Source organism: Deinococcus detaillensis, assembly GCF_007280555.1.
Lineage (GTDB): Bacteria > Deinococcota > Deinococci > Deinococcales > Deinococcaceae > Deinococcus > Deinococcus detaillensis.
This window is the reverse complement of record NZ_VKDB01000040.1, coordinates 1-16,177: the sequence shown is the minus strand read 5'-3', so window position 1 is coordinate 16,177 and position 16,177 is coordinate 1. Positions and strand designations below refer to the sequence as shown.

Sequence of the window (16,177 nt, the reverse complement as noted above, 5' to 3'; positions counted from 1 at the left end):
GATGAGTTGATAGTCACGGTTTTCCGCTCTGGTGGTCGTGAAAGCGCCATACTCAACCCTTAACCTTAACGTCACTTTTAACGTTACTTCTAACCTTAGATTCAACGTTTTTTTCAAAGTCGATTATGAGGTTGAAGAGAGCGGCGAACTCGGCGGACGCCTTCTTATCTTCCGGCTGCAATTCCATAACGCCCATCCCCTGCGTGGCGGCGTTGGCGTAGGCCTTACGGTTGCCAAGTGACACATCCAGATAGGTTAACGCCGTGACTTCTTTTAGAGCCTCAGCGGCGTCGTCATTGTCGCTCCCCCGTGCATCTGCACGATTCAAGAAGACATAAGCTTTGAGGTTGGGGTTAAGGTGTTGGGCTTCCTCGACCAACTTAGAGACCTTGCTGATCGTCCATATATCAAACGAACGGGGATTGAACGGCACCAGATAGACATCCGCGACCGTTAGGGCGGCGCGTTGGCTGTTGGTATCTCGCCCGCCCGTATCTATCACCACATCCTGATATTTCTCCGCCAGTCGCAAAATCTCATTGCGGGCGGCTTGGCCAGAAAGCTGAATGGCGGTAAAGCCTGCATTGCCCTCGGTGCGCTGGTTTCGCCATTCGCAAAAGTCCGTGGCCGTCTCTTGGTCGTCGGCGTCCACAAGCAGAATGTCCCGCCCCGCTAACATCAGCCCTACGGCTAGGTTGACAGCAACAGTGGTTTTCCCGCTCCCACCCTTAATCCCCCCCACTAAATACAGCATGTACTAGCCCTCCTTTGACGTTAAATATGACGTTATTTCCAAGGTCAAAAAAAATGTCTTTTATGAGGTTATTTTCAACCTTATTTCTAACGTTATTCACCATACCGCTTTGGCGAGCTGCCGTGCCTCATCTCCCAGAGCCTGCATGTATATGGCTGTAGTCGTCGGGGTGCTATGGCCCATCCAACGCTGCAAGATGGGCAGGGGGGTTTTCTGTAAGGCGTGGGCCACTCCGAAGCCATGCCGTAGCCCTTTAGGGGTCGCTTGTATCCCCTGGATGCCTGCTAGCTCCATGACGCCCTTCACTCGTCGCCAGGCCGTCATGCGGCTCCAGGGCCAAAGCAGGGCAGTAGGGGAGAGGTGGCCTTTGCCGGTGAGGTGGTGAATCAAGTTCAGCTCGTCGATGTATTCCAGGGGAACCGGCACAGTGCGGTAGGTCGTCTCTTTCTTGCGGCCTCGCTTTTTGAGGGTACGGAAGATGATCGCCTGTTCCTGCCAGTCAATCCGCGCCGGGGTCAGTTCCAGGGCTTCGGAGATGCGGCAGCCGGTATAGGTGAGGCATAAGCAGAAGGTGCGGGCCAGGCGGTCATCTTGCGCCCTGGCCTGGGCCTTGAACACCTGGCGCTCTTCGGGCGTCAGATAGAGGCGCTGGCCTCGATCATCAAACAGGGTGAAGACTTCGGATTCCATGTGACAGAAGGTATCAGTTTTGTATCAGAATGGAGACAAAGAAGGGCCGGTTAACCGCGTTGTGCGGCTCCGGCCTGGGCAGAACTGATACAGAATGCCGAATAGTGTCTCGGCCCACCTTGAGACCTACTCCTTCTATGAGGCGAGCGATATGAGCATTTACGTCCGAGGCTATGGAGGATACTAGAGGGTCTTGTTGACTTTTTACATCGATTAGATGACTATGAGTAGCCATTAGATATGTCGTCGCCTTTGTGACTTGAGGAACAATAATGTTACAGCCCAATATTTTAGAAAAGCGTTTCGCTTCAGTAACTGAGGAGAAGTCTACTGGAGCCACTTACACTCCTATCGAACTAGCAGACTTTGTAGCAGAAAAGATTGTAGAAGAGTTCCAAGTCTCACCTGGGAAAACCATCCATATTCTTGATCCCGCTGCCGGTGAAGGTGAACTCTTATTGAGCCTACTGTCAAAGCTGACTGTACCTCTTACTACAAAGATCATAGTCCATGGATTCGATACAAATTCGAGAGCACTTAACAGAACGAAAGCGAGAATTTCTCAGGCATTCCCCATCATACAAACCCGACTTTATCCATCCGACTTTTTAGAATTTGCATTTTCAACCTATGAAGATAGGGTAGGCCTATTTTCAGATAGCGTTATCCCTAAAAAGTTTGATCTTATAATTGCTAATCCACCATACGTAAGAACTCAAATAATGGGGGCAGATAAATCAAGAAAGCTGTCTCAAAATTCTGGACTATCCGGAAAAATTGATCTGTATCACGTTTTTCTAGCTGGTATTGCCCAGGTATTAGATTCAAAAGGCAGGGCCGGAATTATTGTATCTAATCGCTTCATGACCACTAAAGGAGGCGGTTCTTTAAGAGAACTTTTGCGTGAAAAGTTTAGACTCCGCCATGTATGGGATTTAGGGGACACCAAACTATTTAATGCCGCCGTACTCCCCGCCGTCATTTTAGCTGAAGGCATTAGTGATAGTACGAGCAAAACGGAGATCCTTTTTAGTACGATCTATGAAACTAGGGAAACAAGCCAGGCTCTGGCTGACAGCCCTATTGCTGCCCTTGCTATGCAAGGGATAGTTAGCCTTACTGATGGCCGTAACTTTAAGGTTGAACATGGATTACTAGATACAACCGGAAAAGACAGCCTCTGGCGTATTGCTACGGCTAAGAGTGACGCATGGTTAGCTATAGTTAAATCTCACACATGGGGCGCTTTCCGTGACATTGGAAAGATTCGGGTTGGTGTCAAAACTTGTGCCGATAAGATATTTATTCGCAGTGACTGGGGAGCCCCCGAAGATCAACCAGAACTGCTGCGGCCTTTAACTACACACCATAATTCCCGCCGATTTCGTCCTAAGGACTCAAAAAAATCTTCCGCTATCTTGTATCCCCATGAAGTGGTGCAGGCCCAACGTCGGGCCAGCGATCTCGACCTTTATCCCAAAACAAAAGCTTATCTGGAACGGCATCGGGAAAAGCTTGAAGACCGCTCATATGTTATTGAGGGGGGGAGAAAGTGGTATGAGCTATGGGTCCCACAGGACCCAGAAGCTTGGGCTGCACCAAAGCTCGTCTTTCGGGACATTTCAGAGAAACCTACATTCTGGCTTGATCTAGAGGGAACAGTTGTCAATGGGGATTGCTATTGGCTAACTCCGTTGAACAAAACCGATGAGCATTTGCTGTGGCTTGCAGCAGCTGTAGCCAATTCAACTTTCATAGAAGCCTTCTATGATCATCGTTTTAATAATAAACTTTATGCGGGCAGGCGTAGATTCATTACGCAATATGTAGAGCAATTTCCTCTACCCAATCCATCTTCCCTAATTGCACAAGAGATTACTGCTCTTGCCAAAGTAGCTTACAATACATCTTCTTCTTCTGAATTAGAAGCTATAGAGGCTAAAATTGATACAATGGTCTGGCAAGCGTTTGGATTAGACTCCGAAGAAACCACTCGGTAATGGGAGTTGCAGCTTTGCATTCATGACTTTCCCTCCGAACTGAGGGAATCGTTCGAAAAACGACTCACCAGTGCTCAGAAAGAAATGGGTTATAACTACTCTGTCATTAACTATTTCGGCATAGAAAACCGCATATCTTACGTCGCAGTGTCTTACTTGTACCCCTTGGATCATAGGTACATCTAGGGGCGCTGAATCATTTGGCCGGACGACTCCTAAATCAATTGTAGGAGAGGTTTGTAGTTTGACTTCCAGGAGCTGATGTTGAATATCCGGAAATTGGCCGTTGTCCTGATATCTGGGATATCCAATCGCTTCACAGACCAGCTTATGAAGCTCAGCTCCTCTATTTCTTTCTTGGTCTATACCCAAGTTAATAAAACTCTGGCCGACTAACGGCGAGAGAATCTTATATAGGGAACCAATTGAAAGAAGTTTACCTCTAGTAGGGTGATCAGTAGGCGCGTCAATATCCGCTGGCTGTATAGTGTCATCCACTAGTGGGCTAATAGGAGCAGTGTCATTTGCAGTTATCAGTTCTGTTGATTCGGCCCTGAGAATACAGCTCGCTTGATACTTACTTGTAAGAGTGCCAGTTGTATCAAGCGGGGCCAACATCTGCCCTGTAATCACTTTGACTTTTCTAATCGTATAGTCTTCCGACACACTTACAATGACGTAGCGCCTTGTGGGGGATATCTCTTCATTCCATATCTGCAAATTGTTTGATTTTTGCACATAAACATCGAATTCTTGACCCGGAAATCGAGGCTGCGTCTTTATAAATGATTTGGGCATGGGGTAGCCTAGAATTCGACAGATATGCTCCTTAACGATTTTAGATCGGGTTCTAATTGCAAAACCGGCAAGAGAGACGCCTCGAAGCCCATCATCAAGCAAAAGCTCTAATTCTGAAATAGGTATCCAAAGTTCGGGATCACCTATTGTCACACTATCGTATATCGTTAAGTTGCTCTTGCTAATAGCTACTGGGAATCTTTGTGCCTCAGTTAATGAGTCAATCGTCATTTTTTATTTCCGTTAAAAGCTCTGGGACTGTTACCCCTAAAGCTTGAGCAAAGCTCTCTAGTGAACTCAGCGTGATATTGCGTTCGCCACGCTCAACCGAACCCACATAAGTACGATGTAAGCCGCAAACTTCAGCCAATTCTTCCTGAGACAAGTGACGCTCCTGTCGTAAAGTGAAAATATTTCTCGACAAGATATCGACAAGATATTGGCTAGGCTTACGGAGCTCTTTCCTTGGCATGTTTTCCAATAGTCTTTGATTTAAAGTAATTTATATTATTGGGTTAGAAGACTTTGAGTCTACAGACTATGAGTAGCTTGGCCGTAGAGATACGCGCAATATCCACGTCCAGGCGGCCTATAAGATCACCTGGACATGGACACTCGGCATAGGGTTACTACTGCTGTGAGCGCTATGGCTTTCAGCCTCTGAGCGGGGCAGGCAACCGGCTTTACAGCTTTACCTGCCTGTTGCTACCATTCGGCAGGCTCAGGGCTGAGCAGGTAGGAGAGGGCCGCCCCGACCAAGGCGGCCCGTTGCCTAATATTCCTCGGCAAGCATGATGGTCAGCACCCGCACGGTCTGCATGGGGTCGGCGGTGTCTTCGCTGCCTTGCTCCAGATCCGTGGCGTAATAGTCGATCTTCTAGAAGATTTTCTCCCCGCTATGGGTCAAAGCGCCGAAATCGTGCTCGCCGTAAGGGTCGTTGTCCGGGGTGAAATTCTCGAACCGTTGCGCCTTCTCACAGATGGCTGATTGGTCACAGGCTGGTAAGGCCGCTACGCCTTCGGTGAGATAAAGCCGTCCGGCAAGGCCGGGAGCGCGGCGGCAAAGCTCGTTTAATTCCGCTATGCGCTTGGTGTTGGGGGTGGTCATCGGATGCTCTCCATTGGTTGTTGTCAGCAGAAAGCCCAGGGCAGAACGTCCAAAGCCCCGCTGTCATAGGCCACACGTTTAAGCGGGCAGCCTGATTGATAGCGGGGCGCGTTCTGCGACCTGTCCGGCGCTGAAAACAGCCTGGGGAGAATCCGTCACCCTCGATGCCAAATATTCATCATAGAGAAATGAGTCTTACCGAATTACTGGCCGTAGTTTAAAGGTTAATTGTGAAGCATCATTAAAACTGACGGCTAAATCTGATGTGTGTTCTGTCAAGCTCATACGTCCAGCAGTAAGACGATCCGTATAGTATTCGCCTATTAGTGAAGCTGGCTTGAGTGACAACATTTTAAAAACAGCTGTCCCAATATGAATCGGGCTTTGCAGCCTGTGGCGAGGATCAGACTCATTTCGATACGAATAAACTAATTCATTTTCGTCGTCGATTTTAGTGAAATCTGCCGCCAAAGAAGATGAATTACTCTCGGCTGTATAGAGGGTAAGGCGTATCCGAAATGCCTCTTGCCTTACAACTAAAACGATAGGGATAGGGGCGTTAGGTTTACGGATACCAGGCAGATGTCGCAAAAGTTCAAGCTCTCCGCGCCACGTTCCCTGAATGTCTGGCGACTTCCAACCTATCCATCTGCCTATTTTCATGCGCCAGAACCAACGGTTAAATGCATAAAGCACCGCAGCAAAAATCGGTCCTACTAAGTTAAATGTCTCAGCCTTAGGCTTTAGATCAGCACAGAATGAAAGATGTAGTAAATTACAGCCAGGCTGAAGCGAAAATATAATGGAGAAAAAGACAGTTAAAACTCCCCCAAGGAGTTTCAAAATCAAATCTCTAGTAGAATCCGATAACATTAGCCTATCAATTCGCGAGCAGCTTGGGTGAATTTACGTAGATTGGCTACTGACCAATTAGAAGGAATTCCGTAATTATCTTTGAACATCCACTTCATACCACTTACCTCTACCCACTCTTTTGAAGCACTGCCGTTATATAGTGCAACATCCATATAATATAGAACATCCCTCATAACTTGAGTCCAGCTATTACGATCAAAAGTGTCATCCGGCACATTGTATATAGCACTCTCTATAGTGAATGATGCAAGACCGTCAGCAATTGGATCATCATTATCTAACATATCGTAACGAATCCGTTTTAAAATCCGAGTAGCACGCTTAAAAGCCCTTCCAGTCCTGTTGTTCTTATTTTTTCCATTAGTGTAGTGCTGTTCAGGGAAATTGATTACCTGCTTTCCCTCCGTCGTCCAAAAAGTAACACCTTCTCGCCTACTTGGGCGATCACCGCTGGCAGATGGCGACCAGCCTGCAAAACGCCATGCAGGCACAGCATCGGCGTTAACTCGCGTTCCTTGGTTCGCTAGTATCTCAAATGCCTTTCCACCCGACCTAATTCCATTGGCTCCGAAAGTTTGTATAAGAGCTTTTCTTATGAGCTCACGATCATCCGAAAATAGCCTATCTGAGCGTGTAAATCCCATTCTTTGGCTGTTCCAATCCGGCGTATAATGATAACTGCTTTGAATAACATCGGTAAAAGCGATGCAAACATCCACGTCGCTAGATAATCTTACATTGGTATTATTGTGATAAGAACCTTGGGAGATAACTATGTATTCTCGTTGCTCTAAAGGTGCGTAGTTCCAAAGAGCTGATTCAATCATCCTAGCAGAGCGGTCACACATACTCTCTTCGTGATCGCTTGATGGCTTTGTCCAACTTATCAATTTTGCTTCAGATAACGACAAAATTCCTCCGAGTCATCCAGACGCTAGTTGTACGAGTCATGCAAAGTCTTCTCTATTATACTCATAGCTCTTGAAGCACCGTAATTCGTGCTGGGCGAGTCACTTACCGCTGACGGTGATTTGCTCGGCGAGTAGCTCGTCACTACTCACGGTGATGGTGACGGTCTGATCCAGCTTACCTAGAAAAAGCATCAGCCGCTCTACCGAATTTGAAGTTGTCTTTTTCTATCCTCGCGCCGCTTTTCTGGCATTGCGTTCTTGACGGCCTAGAAAGTTGATCTCATCTTGCTCCCAACGCCGAATATCACCTTGCGACACAAAAACAAAAACTGACAAGAATACGAGTCCACCAAAGAACCCTGTGACCAGTTGCCGTATCCGTACCAGGTCAGGCAGACGGTTCCACCAATACGTAAAGGCCATACGTGCCTGATCTGTACAGATAGGGCGCTTGCGGCACTGCAAGGCGTAATCGACAGTCTGTGAACCCCAATCGACTGGCACCAGGTCAACCGCTCGGGATGCTGTCAAAGTTGCGTCCGGGCGATCACGCATCTCCCTGTAAAGCGCTGCACTGCGGGGCGTCAAGATGTCTGTGTAAGCGTAGACGCTTCGCACGGTCTGCACGGCTCCCCAAGCCACCGTAAAGACGAGAACCGAGGCAAGCACCCACCACGACGCCGCCAGTAGCTTGGCAGCGCGGTGGGCATGACGATACTCATCACCAGTACGCAACATGGCGGCACGCTCGTCTACTGTCTGGCGGCGCAGCTTGAGTCTATGAAATATGTTGCTCATCATTGCACTCATACCGTCACCGCCATACCCAGACCACCGAGAGCCGCACGCATGGCGTTACTCACGGCGTCATCCCCTCCAGCCTCCTCCACGATCTGTTGTGCAGCAGTCCAGGTGGCCGCATCGATCTCAGACGGTAGAGGCATCAAGGGGGACACATAGGAAGAGAGGCGGGGAAGTGGCTGTGCTTCGGGGGGCAACGCCCAACCCAAATTATCTGTGTTGGCCGAGGTGACCACGTACTTTTCGGTTCGCAGTTGCCGCAGCGTGACATATGCCTGATCAGCACCCCACGTTTCGTAGTCCTCCTGCTCGACAACTGCACGCCGGGCGAAACTGACGTTGCGGCTCGTCGTGATATCGCCGTCCATGTTGACACTACGCCCCACTCCACCATCTGCTCTAACAGTGGTCTGTCCTGACATGCCACTGATCAGTTTCCCTATACGTCCAGAAGGATTATTTGGCGCAAAAAGAATCCAATGATGAAAACTGTTTTCATCACTTTCATCGAACTCCTTGCCATTTTTTGGTGCAAACTGGCTCAATTTCTGCAAAAAAATACACAAAACGATGTCGCGGCTTCGCAAAGTGTCTAGCCAATCAAAAACGTCATTGAGACGTACACGCCCGAACTCATCAAAGAGCATGAGGATGGGACGACGTACCACATTCTGCTTGTCACCTTCTCGAATGAGAGCGTCACCCAGTGTCTTCATGATTAGGCGTCCAAAAGCGGCAAAAACGCGAGGCTTCGTTTCGTCCACGATTACATAAATTGTAGTGATGCCTCCGTTGTAGAACATTCCCTCAACGTCAACATCATGACCGCTCATTAAATTCAAAAGAATAGTGTCGTTGAAAATAGTCATGGTAGTTTTCACTGTCTTCCACATACTTTCGAGAAGTCTACTTGCGTTCCCGCCTTTGATTTTTGCCATCTGCTCTTCATTTGGGCGTGTTCCAAGAAAGTCGAGTAGATGCTGCATCGTCGCTGGATCGTCTTTGTGGTAATACATGAAGTAGCAGATAGCATCTGAGAGGTCTAATTTCATCAACTCGACGGCATACGGCATATGAGGTCTTCTTGCGTGTTGTGCTGCCGACCATGCCGCCAACCACAGGTCGTTGGCAACGCTACTCCAGAAAGGATCACCATTCGTCACACTGATTAATTCGGCAGCAAGATCAAACCACTGATCGCGACTCACTACAGAAAGTGGATTGTAACGGTGACCTGTGCCATTCTTACTATCTAACACCACCACTTTGCCTTTCCCATTGTCAACTTTATAACGCGCATTTGCGGTCTTTGTATACGTCTCGCCTTTCAGATCGATCACGATTGCGGAATGGCCCCAGCTTATCAGGTTAACCGTGATTATTCTCCCTTTTCCTCCACCTGGCCCAGCCACTACAAGTATATTCCCATGTTGCCTGAGACTCCCCGCGTTCGGAAAAATGGCCACGATCTTCCACTTCAGTTTCCCATCGGATTGAACATTTGCGGTGCCGACGACAAAGGCGTTTTTAAAGTCTTCAGGCTGTGACATTCTATTAACCGTTGTTGGCTTTTTAAACATGATCCACCCCTTACTTGGGCCTCACGGCTTTGCTGTAGTCGGTAACATTCTGCGGCCCTTGTACGGCAATACCTGGCACATTGGTCGCATTCGCCATCCTCAAAACGTTTTCAAAGGATCGTTTGTTTACACTTCTACTCATGATGTAAGGCATGACAGCGAACGAGAGGAAAAGCGTAATTGGATTACTTGCTAGTTTCAAATTCAATACTGCATCAATCGTAAATAGAACCGTCAGTACACCGTAAAGGGGTATCAGTGTCTTGAGTGTTTGAGGCAATCTACGCACAGGCTTGCCGATATTTTTTCGTCCATAGTCAGGAAAGAAGATGGCAAAATTGGTAAAAATTAAGTAAAGGATATGAAACAGAGCGTAGATCAAAATCCAGGATGAAGATTTGGCAAGAGATGTATCTGAATTATAAATATTCTTCAAAATATAGCCGACGACCAGAATAATTTCGATAGGAACTACAAATCTTAATATTTTATGTTGACTCATACTCAACCCCCTCGACTCTTTAGGTGATCCTGTTGGACTTCTACAACTTCTCTAATCGTGTCTAGACTTTTGTCAATGTCTCTCAATCTGTCTGCGACCTCCCGCAACTTGTACTTTGCCGACCTATCATCAGATTTCTGAATAGTTTTTTGCGTCGCAAACATCAGATGAACGTGCGTGTGCTGTGTATTTTGATGAATCACATATTGCACACCTTCGACCTGGTGCCCCTGACTCCTTAACACCTCGATGTACTCCGCAGTTATGCGGTGTGCAGATTGATCACTCAACCTGCCGTTGCCCGGAGAAATTTCAGTGTCATAGATGTAAGCCCTACCTTTATTGCGCCCCTTTGCCATTACCTGAATGTGATCTGCCGCCTCGCGTGTCTGTGCAAAGGCCTCTTGATGTCCGCCTCTAATTGCTTCTCCATCTGCGTCGTATAGCGCGTAGTTTTCTTTAGAGAAACGAGTGGCGTTGTAGCGCGATTTGTCCGCCATCGTCACATCTGTTTTACGTTCAGTCGTCACACCTTGATGCCGTCCTCGTCCCTTCACTCTTGCCGTTCCACCATGCCGCCCGTAACGATGATGCGTTCGGCATTTTTCGCGGCTATTGCTGGCCGTCATGCGTCACCGCCTTCAAAATCTGCCGCATTGTTTCCCGGATTTGTGGAGAAGGGCTGCTCAATCTGTCTACAGCAGTAGTCCAGGCAGCTTCGGAGATCGGACGCGCGTCAATTTTGAGAACCTGTGTCAGAAAAGCGGTCATCATTTCGCGCGTCGCTATTCCCTCTAGCGTTGTGCGACTCAAGAGGTGCGCGAGGCGGTGCGTCTGTCGGTTATGTTCTTGCTGTGCCTGCTGCGCCACATCTTCCAGGCGATCAAACAGCACCCCAAGAGCGGCGGTCTGGCTCTCGTCGATTAGGCTCGCTAAACCTCTCTCTATGACGTACTCAATGGCCGCATTTTTGCTGGTCTTCTGAGACGTTGCGACGCTTTTGAGGTGTTGTGCAGTCGTCGGTGTGACCCTCACCGAGAGCGTAACTTTCTGTTCTGCCGCCTTGCGTTTCGCATGCTCGTCAATCCCCACTCCTAGCAATTGTTCGAGCATCTCGCTCCGGGTGACCTGGCCAGTGGCGGCCACACCATCGAGCGCGGCCACCAGTCGCACGTCTAGAGTCAGAGAAACTTGCTGCTTCACAACATAAGTCTATGGGCACAATCGGTAATTCCGATTTACGTGCATCCCAAAAAGTCGTTTATGCCCCCCTGGAAGGGCAAGAGGTGCTCGGGGCTGAGGGTTTGCGGAGCAAAACCGATCCCTGAGCACTTATCTTGCCACGCAGTGAAAGTAAGCATAATTCTCTAGCCTCGCCCCGAGACATATATTCTTTTTTCCACCTCGCGCTTACAAAAGAAATCGTGCACGGGATAAGAATTCATCCCGTGCACGAGGTGCTATCTGCTTTTTCTACTTCTGCTGCGTTCTGCTCAATTTCGCCTTACGTTCTGCCACGAGTGCTGCTGCACGTTGTGCCTTTTTTTCCAACATTTTCCGCGTTGCTCGCTCTGCCTCTTCAAAATTGATAACACCGCTTTGCAGGGCATTGAAACTCGGTACGTTTGTAGAGCTTGTAGCGAGCAATAATGCATGCTCATTCCATGCATTGAACGCTTCTGAGGGCATTATAGCGTAGTCTGATACCTCACGCGCTTTACCGCCTTTCTTTCTTGCCGGGATACGAGCACGTTCTGATAACTCTACTACTCCTACAATCTCATTCCTCACCACTGCCGCTTCAAATGCACGGTAATATTTCGCCGGATCTTTCGCTTTACTCATCTGTTCTGACAGTCTTAAAAGTTTCATAGTTGACCTCCAAAAAGTGCCATGACATATAGTCAAAATTTTCAAGCGCGGCGCAGTGCAGAGGATTGCAGTAGTGCGTTTTTTGCACTACTGCAATCCTCTGCACGAGTACGTGCAAGTTCAAAACGCTGCGGGTCCGCCACCAGGGATTTAGCTAAAGTCGCCCTCCTGGTCCGCGAGGCTCAGCACCGCCTCAGACATCGTGCTGCCCGCTCCCTGTAGACGTTGCCCATCGCGGGTACGGGTAGCGGTATATCTGCCCTCAGTGTGCTCGATCTGCACCATAATGGCAGCATATTCATTTTTGTAACGCGTCTTCAACTCTTCGTCATACTCCCGACGCTTCCGCATTTCCTCAGCCTCAAAACGTGTCAATTCATCTGCTTGCTGAATTGCGCAGAGACGCCTGAGAAACGGCTCGAAAATTCTTTTACATCGATCATCTAACATACTGAAAAAATCTTCATAACGTGGGTCGTCGTGATGTGTAGTAATGACCTCTCTACGCGATTGAACAGCGTTTAGGATATCACGTGTGCGCATCTCCAGCACGCGGTCTTTGGCATTTCTCAGTCGCATTTCCTGCAACTCTTCATTTTCGATCCGTCGCTCGACTTGCCTAATACCTTGCGTCATTCTTCTCCAGTCTCCGTAGTTCGCTCGATCTTCCAGATGGTTTTGGCACACTCATATAAGTAAAACCGTCGTAAAACAGATCACAGAATAGATACGTCGTTTGCTCGAACACTTGCTTAAAAACAAGCTATTTATACTCCATTTTTGCTGCCGCTAGCGAGCGAATTTTTTACATTGTGGATCAAGACAAACAGTTTACAAACTCGGTGGTGATTTCTCCACGCAGCACCTTGATGTTATCGCCAAGAAGGAGGCGGGGCTGATGCTCGCGAGGCGGTGGGCTTCCTTTTGGATATCACTGGTGACGGCCCAGAAAGGCGGCTCTGAACGCTTCTAGAACTTTCGCCCTGGATGTATGTTGGGAATGTGCCGGAACCGACTGGAGGCTATAGCGAGTTCATCCGTGCTGCACCCGATGACGCCACCTATTTTCGGAGCATCATCTTGTTCGGCCCCAACACGGCTTCCTACAAGTTTGCCCTTGGCCGCGCTCTCTTGGATCTGGCGCAGTTGGGCCGTTCAAGCGTGACTTTGCCGGAGCTGGCCCCTTTCTTCGTCCACCACATCCTGCTGCATCTCAAGGGTGGTCAAGCGCAAAGCACAATGACCAATGGTCTCTTTCTGAAAGCTGGTATCGCCCATCTCAACGGGCAGCTTGATGCCGACTTGCTGGATGACCTGACTGTCAAACACGCCTTCCGCTATGTGCTCGACCTCTTCCACTGGCTCCCCAAAGGCGAGAGCAGCGTGAAATTCTATTCGCGGTCGAAACAAAAGAGGCGCACACTCACCCTGACTGACGAGCTGCTTCGCTTGACCGAATTGGAGCAGCGGCAGTTGGCGGAAGAAATTGAGGCACGCTGGAATCTAGTCGAACACGCCTGGACTCAAAAACATCTCGGAGTACCCGCCTCACGACCTATTGTTGTCGGCCATGACAGCCAAGACCTGGTGCTGCTGCCTTGGCACAATCAATCGCGGAAGAGTCTCACTCACCTCCGGCCAGCCCTCAGCGGCTACCAGAAAAGCTGCTGCTTCTACTGCTTCCAGCCTATGGACACGACCAGTGGTCAAAATTGCCACGTTGATCACTTCTTCCCCTGGATCGTCGGTTTTCAGATCCCGCAAGTAGATCTCAACCGAGTCTGGAATCTGGTACTAGCTTGCCCCTCTTGCAACGGAGGTGAATCTGGAAAGTGGGACGCGGTTCCACTAAGGCACTTCTTAGAGCGCCTTCACCGCCGGAACACCTACCTAATCGACAGCCATCATCCGCTGCGAGATACGTTAATCCAGGACACAGGAAGCACGGAAGCTCAGCGCTGGCATTTCCTGATAGAAATTGAGTTGTACGCGTTGACACATCGATCTCGACGCTGGTTAGGGCCACTAGAGCTTGAAGCGGTCTTCTAAATTTGGCCGATTCCGTTCATTGTGCCCCCTTCCAACGGGCCGCAAGGATGGCCCCTGGCGACTTCCACGGCGCGTTCTCGCGCAGATCAACCGCGAGGCGGTCGAATTGGGCGGTGAGGGCGCTGAGTCCACCTATTGCGCCTGCGTCCTGGGCGGTGAGCGCTTGCCAAAGCACTTGGCACCAGTAGCGGCGACGCTCCGGCTCAGCCAACGCCCCGGCGATCTGTGAGGCCAGCGCTCCAACCGCTCGTGGGCGCTTACTGCTGTGCAGCCGCCAGAGCGCCGCAATGCCGTCTATGACGCCTCGAAAGCTTGCCGGGTTGACTTGTTCCGAACTGGGACATAGCGGGGCGCTTGAAGCGCTTGGAGCAGCGGCACGGCGTTTTGCGGCCCTGTAGTGCTCTTCAGGTTCCGCGCTCTTAGAAAGTAGTTCGGAAGTCTCGGCGGCGGCTCCGGTTTTGCCGACCACATCATCCCCAAAGTCGGGTCGCCAATTATGCCGCCAGTCCTCGGCCCGCAGGCGCGGTGGCTCTGAGCTGGCCACGGTCAGCACGCCCCACAACGTCCCGTCGTACAGGCTCCGCGCTCCGATCTGTTGCGCGTGGCCGCCGCAGTCCAACAAGCCAGCTCTCTCAAGGCCAGCTGCGAGGGTGCGAATGTGTCGGTCGGTGTAGCCCAGCGCCCCGGCAATGGTCAATGCGGGGCAGTGGTAGGCGACGTGGTGAGGCGTGGCAGTGTAGCCGCGCTCCCTACCCACGTCCACAGCCAGGCGGTGCAGGATGACCCACAAGCGGGCTTGTCCCTTCGTCAGCGTGCGCTCAGCCTGCACGGTGGTCGCGTCGGGATAACTCGCCAGCATTCGCGGCGGCGGCGGCTCTGTAGGTCGTAAAGAGAGCAGCGGCGCGGCGCGGGCGGCGTTCTCAGTGCGAGTCTGAGTTTGCCATTTGGTGAGCTGCTGAGGCGCAGTGGGAAGCTGAGCGGCGTTGCTCAGGACGGCGGCGCGGGCGCGGTCTAAAACTTCGGTGAGGAGAGAGTGCAAGCTATTGCCCCTTGTACCCTGGCCGCTAGAGGTTAAACTAGTGGCTCAGGGTCGCCCCTGGCTGCTTGAACGTCACCTTTTCTTTTGCGGGAGTGGGTGACGTTCGCTTTTGCCGTGAGACTGCTGAGTTTAGGTTAGCGCATTCATCATCTTGACCATGCAGAGTTGGCCCGTCTGCCCATCGACGCGGTCACGCCGATTTGTGTAAGGTGTATGTACCTAAGGACCCTGCTCACTGGGAAGCTTCACACTCCCATGCGTTGCCTGGCTGTGCCCCTTGGTCTGCGGCATGGCTTCTGACAGTCAAGGCCACCGGAGGAGCATACCCATGTCCAATAGCGCAGTATCGGTGCTGGAGTTTGTAGGGTCAGTTCAAAAAACCATTGCCCAAGATTTCGAACGGGAGAACGACAGTAATAATAATGTGCTGATCGTCCAGCAGATAGATATTGAGCTAAAAACCGTACTGGGCGAAGCAGTAAAGGGTGGCGTTGAATGGAAGCTCATCACGCTAGAAGGCAATTACAGTAACGCTCAAACACAAACGCTTTCGCTCTCTTGGGAACGCAAAACTCACCAAGCCAGTTTCACGAAAGCTGTGAATGACATGGAATATGCACTGATCACTGGACTGGACGCGCTCCGCATCGGCGCGGCAGAGTGGGCGCAGCTCTCTGGTTTGCTTCCCTATCAATCTCGCGGCGGTAAGCTGGTCTTTGAGGTCAGTGTCGATGAAGAAGGTAATTTGGCAATAGGAAATTTTGGTGGATCAGTAAATACAGAAAGGATGCATACAGTGACGCTCACCCTCGCGCCTTTGAGTTGAGACTTGACTACATTCTTACAGCGAGATCAGCGCGACTATCACCGCTAGCCGTCGCGCACTAGCTTCTCTTCAATCGCAGCCAGAATCCAGGCGTGACGGGAAAGCTTTTTGCCCTTCTTCCGTTTCTCGCGGGCCGCGTCAATATCACTAATGGTGACTGGATAAAGCCGTAACTGTACTTTCTTCGCCTCGTCCTGGTCAGCGTCATGGTCGCCTGGGACGGTGCCGCCTTTGCTGATAAAGTCTCTAATATCCCGCTCGTTGGTTAACTTGGATGAGTTGATAGTCACGGTTTTCCGCTCTGGTGGTCGTGAAAGCGCCATACTCAACCCTTAACCTTAACGTCACTTTTAACGTTACTTCTAACCTTA

The 16,177-nt window shown here is 50.1% G+C and carries 18 protein-coding genes and 1 pseudogene; 3 read left to right on the top strand and 16 right to left on the bottom strand.

The genetic code is table 11. The features are described 5' to 3' along the window. Positions 1–52: 52 nt before the first annotated feature. Together FNU79_RS17810 and FNU79_RS17805 are read right to left on the bottom strand one after the other, a co-directional pair. Entirely contained in the window at positions 53–754 is a 702-nt protein-coding gene (locus FNU79_RS17810; RefSeq protein ID WP_143722143.1) for an AAA family ATPase, read from the bottom strand. Positions 755–850: 96 nt separating this feature from the next. After that, positions 851–1,444: a tyrosine-type recombinase/integrase gene (locus FNU79_RS17805; RefSeq protein WP_143722142.1), complete on the bottom strand. Its 594-nt coding sequence runs from the start codon at positions 1,442–1,444 to the stop codon at positions 851–853. A gap of 272 nt (positions 1,445–1,716) precedes the next feature. Here FNU79_RS17805 and FNU79_RS17800 point away from each other — a divergent pair, with 272 nt between their 5' ends. Continuing rightward, entirely contained in the window at positions 1,717–3,444 is a 1,728-nt protein-coding gene (locus tag FNU79_RS17800) for an Eco57I restriction-modification methylase domain-containing protein (protein ID WP_143722141.1), read from the top strand. On the opposite strand, the gene FNU79_RS17795 is transcribed toward FNU79_RS17800, so the two are convergent. From FNU79_RS17795 to FNU79_RS17735, 12 genes and pseudogenes are all read right to left on the bottom strand, one after another. Next, on the bottom strand, positions 3,418–4,473 hold the full coding sequence (locus tag FNU79_RS17795; protein ID WP_143722140.1) for a restriction endonuclease: 1,056 nt from the start codon (positions 4,471–4,473) through the stop codon (positions 3,418–3,420). The genes FNU79_RS17800 and FNU79_RS17795 overlap by 27 nt on opposite strands. Further along, positions 4,463–4,714 (bottom strand): helix-turn-helix domain-containing protein, encoded by a 252-nt coding sequence (locus FNU79_RS17790; protein ID WP_143722139.1) that lies wholly within the window; start codon positions 4,712–4,714, stop codon positions 4,463–4,465. Before FNU79_RS17790 ends, FNU79_RS17795 begins: the two co-directional genes overlap by 11 nt. Before the next feature lie 300 nt (positions 4,715–5,014). Beyond that, positions 5,015–5,350, bottom strand: a pseudogene (locus tag FNU79_RS17780) (DUF3768 domain-containing protein). 195 nt (positions 5,351–5,545) lie between these two features. Continuing rightward, positions 5,546–6,199: a Cap15 family cyclic dinucleotide receptor domain-containing protein gene (locus tag FNU79_RS17775; protein ID WP_143722137.1), complete on the bottom strand. Its 654-nt coding sequence runs from the start codon at positions 6,197–6,199 to the stop codon at positions 5,546–5,548. Positions 6,200–6,222: 23 nt separating this feature from the next. Continuing rightward, the gene (locus FNU79_RS17770) at positions 6,223–7,137 is read right to left on the bottom strand and encodes a nucleotidyltransferase family protein (protein ID WP_143722136.1); all 915 of its coding nucleotides are present in this window, start codon (positions 7,135–7,137) and stop codon (positions 6,223–6,225) included. A 225-nt stretch (positions 7,138–7,362) separates the two neighbouring features. Beyond that, positions 7,363–7,947 (bottom strand): hypothetical protein, encoded by a 585-nt coding sequence (locus FNU79_RS17765; protein ID WP_143722135.1) that lies wholly within the window; start codon positions 7,945–7,947, stop codon positions 7,363–7,365. Next, on the bottom strand, positions 7,944–9,518 hold the full coding sequence (locus FNU79_RS17760) for a type IV secretory system conjugative DNA transfer family protein (RefSeq protein WP_143722134.1): 1,575 nt from the start codon (positions 9,516–9,518) through the stop codon (positions 7,944–7,946). Before FNU79_RS17760 ends, FNU79_RS17765 begins: the two co-directional genes overlap by 4 nt. 10 nt (positions 9,519–9,528) lie before the next feature. Next, the gene (locus tag FNU79_RS17755) at positions 9,529–10,020 is read right to left on the bottom strand and encodes a hypothetical protein (protein ID WP_143722133.1); all 492 of its coding nucleotides are present in this window, start codon (positions 10,018–10,020) and stop codon (positions 9,529–9,531) included. Positions 10,021–10,022: 2 nt separating this feature from the next. Next, positions 10,023–10,649, bottom strand: a complete 627-nt coding sequence (locus tag FNU79_RS17750; RefSeq protein WP_143722132.1) for a relaxase/mobilization nuclease domain-containing protein — start codon at positions 10,647–10,649, stop codon at positions 10,023–10,025. Next, positions 10,633–11,223, bottom strand: a complete 591-nt coding sequence (locus FNU79_RS17745; protein ID WP_143722131.1) for a hypothetical protein — start codon at positions 11,221–11,223, stop codon at positions 10,633–10,635. The genes FNU79_RS17750 and FNU79_RS17745 overlap by 17 nt, the downstream gene beginning before the upstream one ends. Before the next feature lie 270 nt (positions 11,224–11,493). Continuing rightward, complete coding sequence (locus FNU79_RS17740) at positions 11,494–11,892, bottom strand: hypothetical protein (RefSeq protein WP_143722130.1); 399 nt, start codon at positions 11,890–11,892, stop codon at positions 11,494–11,496. Positions 11,893–12,042: 150 nt separating this feature from the next. Beyond that, positions 12,043–12,528: a hypothetical protein gene (locus tag FNU79_RS17735; RefSeq protein WP_143722129.1), complete on the bottom strand. Its 486-nt coding sequence runs from the start codon at positions 12,526–12,528 to the stop codon at positions 12,043–12,045. A gap of 366 nt (positions 12,529–12,894) precedes the next feature. Between FNU79_RS17735 and FNU79_RS17730 the strand changes: the two genes are divergently transcribed. After that, on the top strand, positions 12,895–13,941 hold the full coding sequence (locus FNU79_RS17730) for an HNH endonuclease family protein (protein WP_185974801.1): 1,047 nt from the start codon (positions 12,895–12,897) through the stop codon (positions 13,939–13,941). A 16-nt stretch (positions 13,942–13,957) separates the two neighbouring features. On the opposite strand, the gene FNU79_RS17725 is transcribed toward FNU79_RS17730, so the two are convergent. Further along, the gene (locus FNU79_RS17725; protein WP_143722127.1) at positions 13,958–14,980 is read right to left on the bottom strand and encodes a hypothetical protein; all 1,023 of its coding nucleotides are present in this window, start codon (positions 14,978–14,980) and stop codon (positions 13,958–13,960) included. A gap of 328 nt (positions 14,981–15,308) precedes the next feature. Here FNU79_RS17725 and FNU79_RS17720 point away from each other — a divergent pair, with 328 nt between their 5' ends. Then, positions 15,309–15,806: a trypco2 family protein gene (locus tag FNU79_RS17720; RefSeq protein WP_143722126.1), complete on the top strand. Its 498-nt coding sequence runs from the start codon at positions 15,309–15,311 to the stop codon at positions 15,804–15,806. A gap of 44 nt (positions 15,807–15,850) precedes the next feature. On the opposite strand, the gene FNU79_RS17715 is transcribed toward FNU79_RS17720, so the two are convergent. Beyond that, positions 15,851–16,129 carry a hypothetical protein gene (locus FNU79_RS17715; RefSeq protein ID WP_143722125.1) on the bottom strand — a complete coding sequence of 93 codons (279 nt, stop codon included), beginning with the start codon at positions 16,127–16,129 and terminating at the stop codon, positions 15,851–15,853. Positions 16,130–16,177 lie beyond the last annotated feature (48 nt).

What these genes read in the sequence shown, in the direction of transcription:
- FNU79_RS17720 (WP_143722126.1), top strand. Translation starts at nt 15,309, where the DNA reads ATGTCCAATAGCGCAGTATCGGTGCTGGAGTTTGTAGGGTCAGTTCAA.
- FNU79_RS17765 (WP_143722135.1), bottom strand. Translation starts at nt 7,947, where the DNA reads ATGAGTGCAATGATGAGCAACATATTTCATAGACTCAAGCTGCGCCGC.
- FNU79_RS17740 (WP_143722130.1), bottom strand. Translation starts at nt 11,892, where the DNA reads ATGAAACTTTTAAGACTGTCAGAACAGATGAGTAAAGCGAAAGATCCG.
- FNU79_RS17735 (WP_143722129.1), bottom strand. Translation starts at nt 12,528, where the DNA reads ATGACGCAAGGTATTAGGCAAGTCGAGCGACGGATCGAAAATGAAGAG.
- FNU79_RS17750 (WP_143722132.1), bottom strand. Translation starts at nt 10,649, where the DNA reads ATGACGGCCAGCAATAGCCGCGAAAAATGCCGAACGCATCATCGTTAC.
- FNU79_RS17790 (WP_143722139.1), bottom strand. Translation starts at nt 4,714, where the DNA reads ATGCCAAGGAAAGAGCTCCGTAAGCCTAGCCAATATCTTGTCGATATC.
- FNU79_RS17810 (WP_143722143.1), bottom strand. Translation starts at nt 754, where the DNA reads ATGCTGTATTTAGTGGGGGGGATTAAGGGTGGGAGCGGGAAAACCACT.
- FNU79_RS17795 (WP_143722140.1), bottom strand. Translation starts at nt 4,473, where the DNA reads ATGACGATTGACTCATTAACTGAGGCACAAAGATTCCCAGTAGCTATT.
- FNU79_RS17760 (WP_143722134.1), bottom strand. Translation starts at nt 9,518, where the DNA reads ATGTTTAAAAAGCCAACAACGGTTAATAGAATGTCACAGCCTGAAGAC.
- FNU79_RS17805 (WP_143722142.1), bottom strand. Translation starts at nt 1,444, where the DNA reads ATGGAATCCGAAGTCTTCACCCTGTTTGATGATCGAGGCCAGCGCCTC.
- FNU79_RS17800 (WP_143722141.1), top strand. Translation starts at nt 1,717, where the DNA reads ATGTTACAGCCCAATATTTTAGAAAAGCGTTTCGCTTCAGTAACTGAG.
- FNU79_RS17715 (WP_143722125.1), bottom strand. Translation starts at nt 16,129, where the DNA reads ATGGCGCTTTCACGACCACCAGAGCGGAAAACCGTGACTATCAACTCA.
- FNU79_RS17755 (WP_143722133.1), bottom strand. Translation starts at nt 10,020, where the DNA reads ATGAGTCAACATAAAATATTAAGATTTGTAGTTCCTATCGAAATTATT.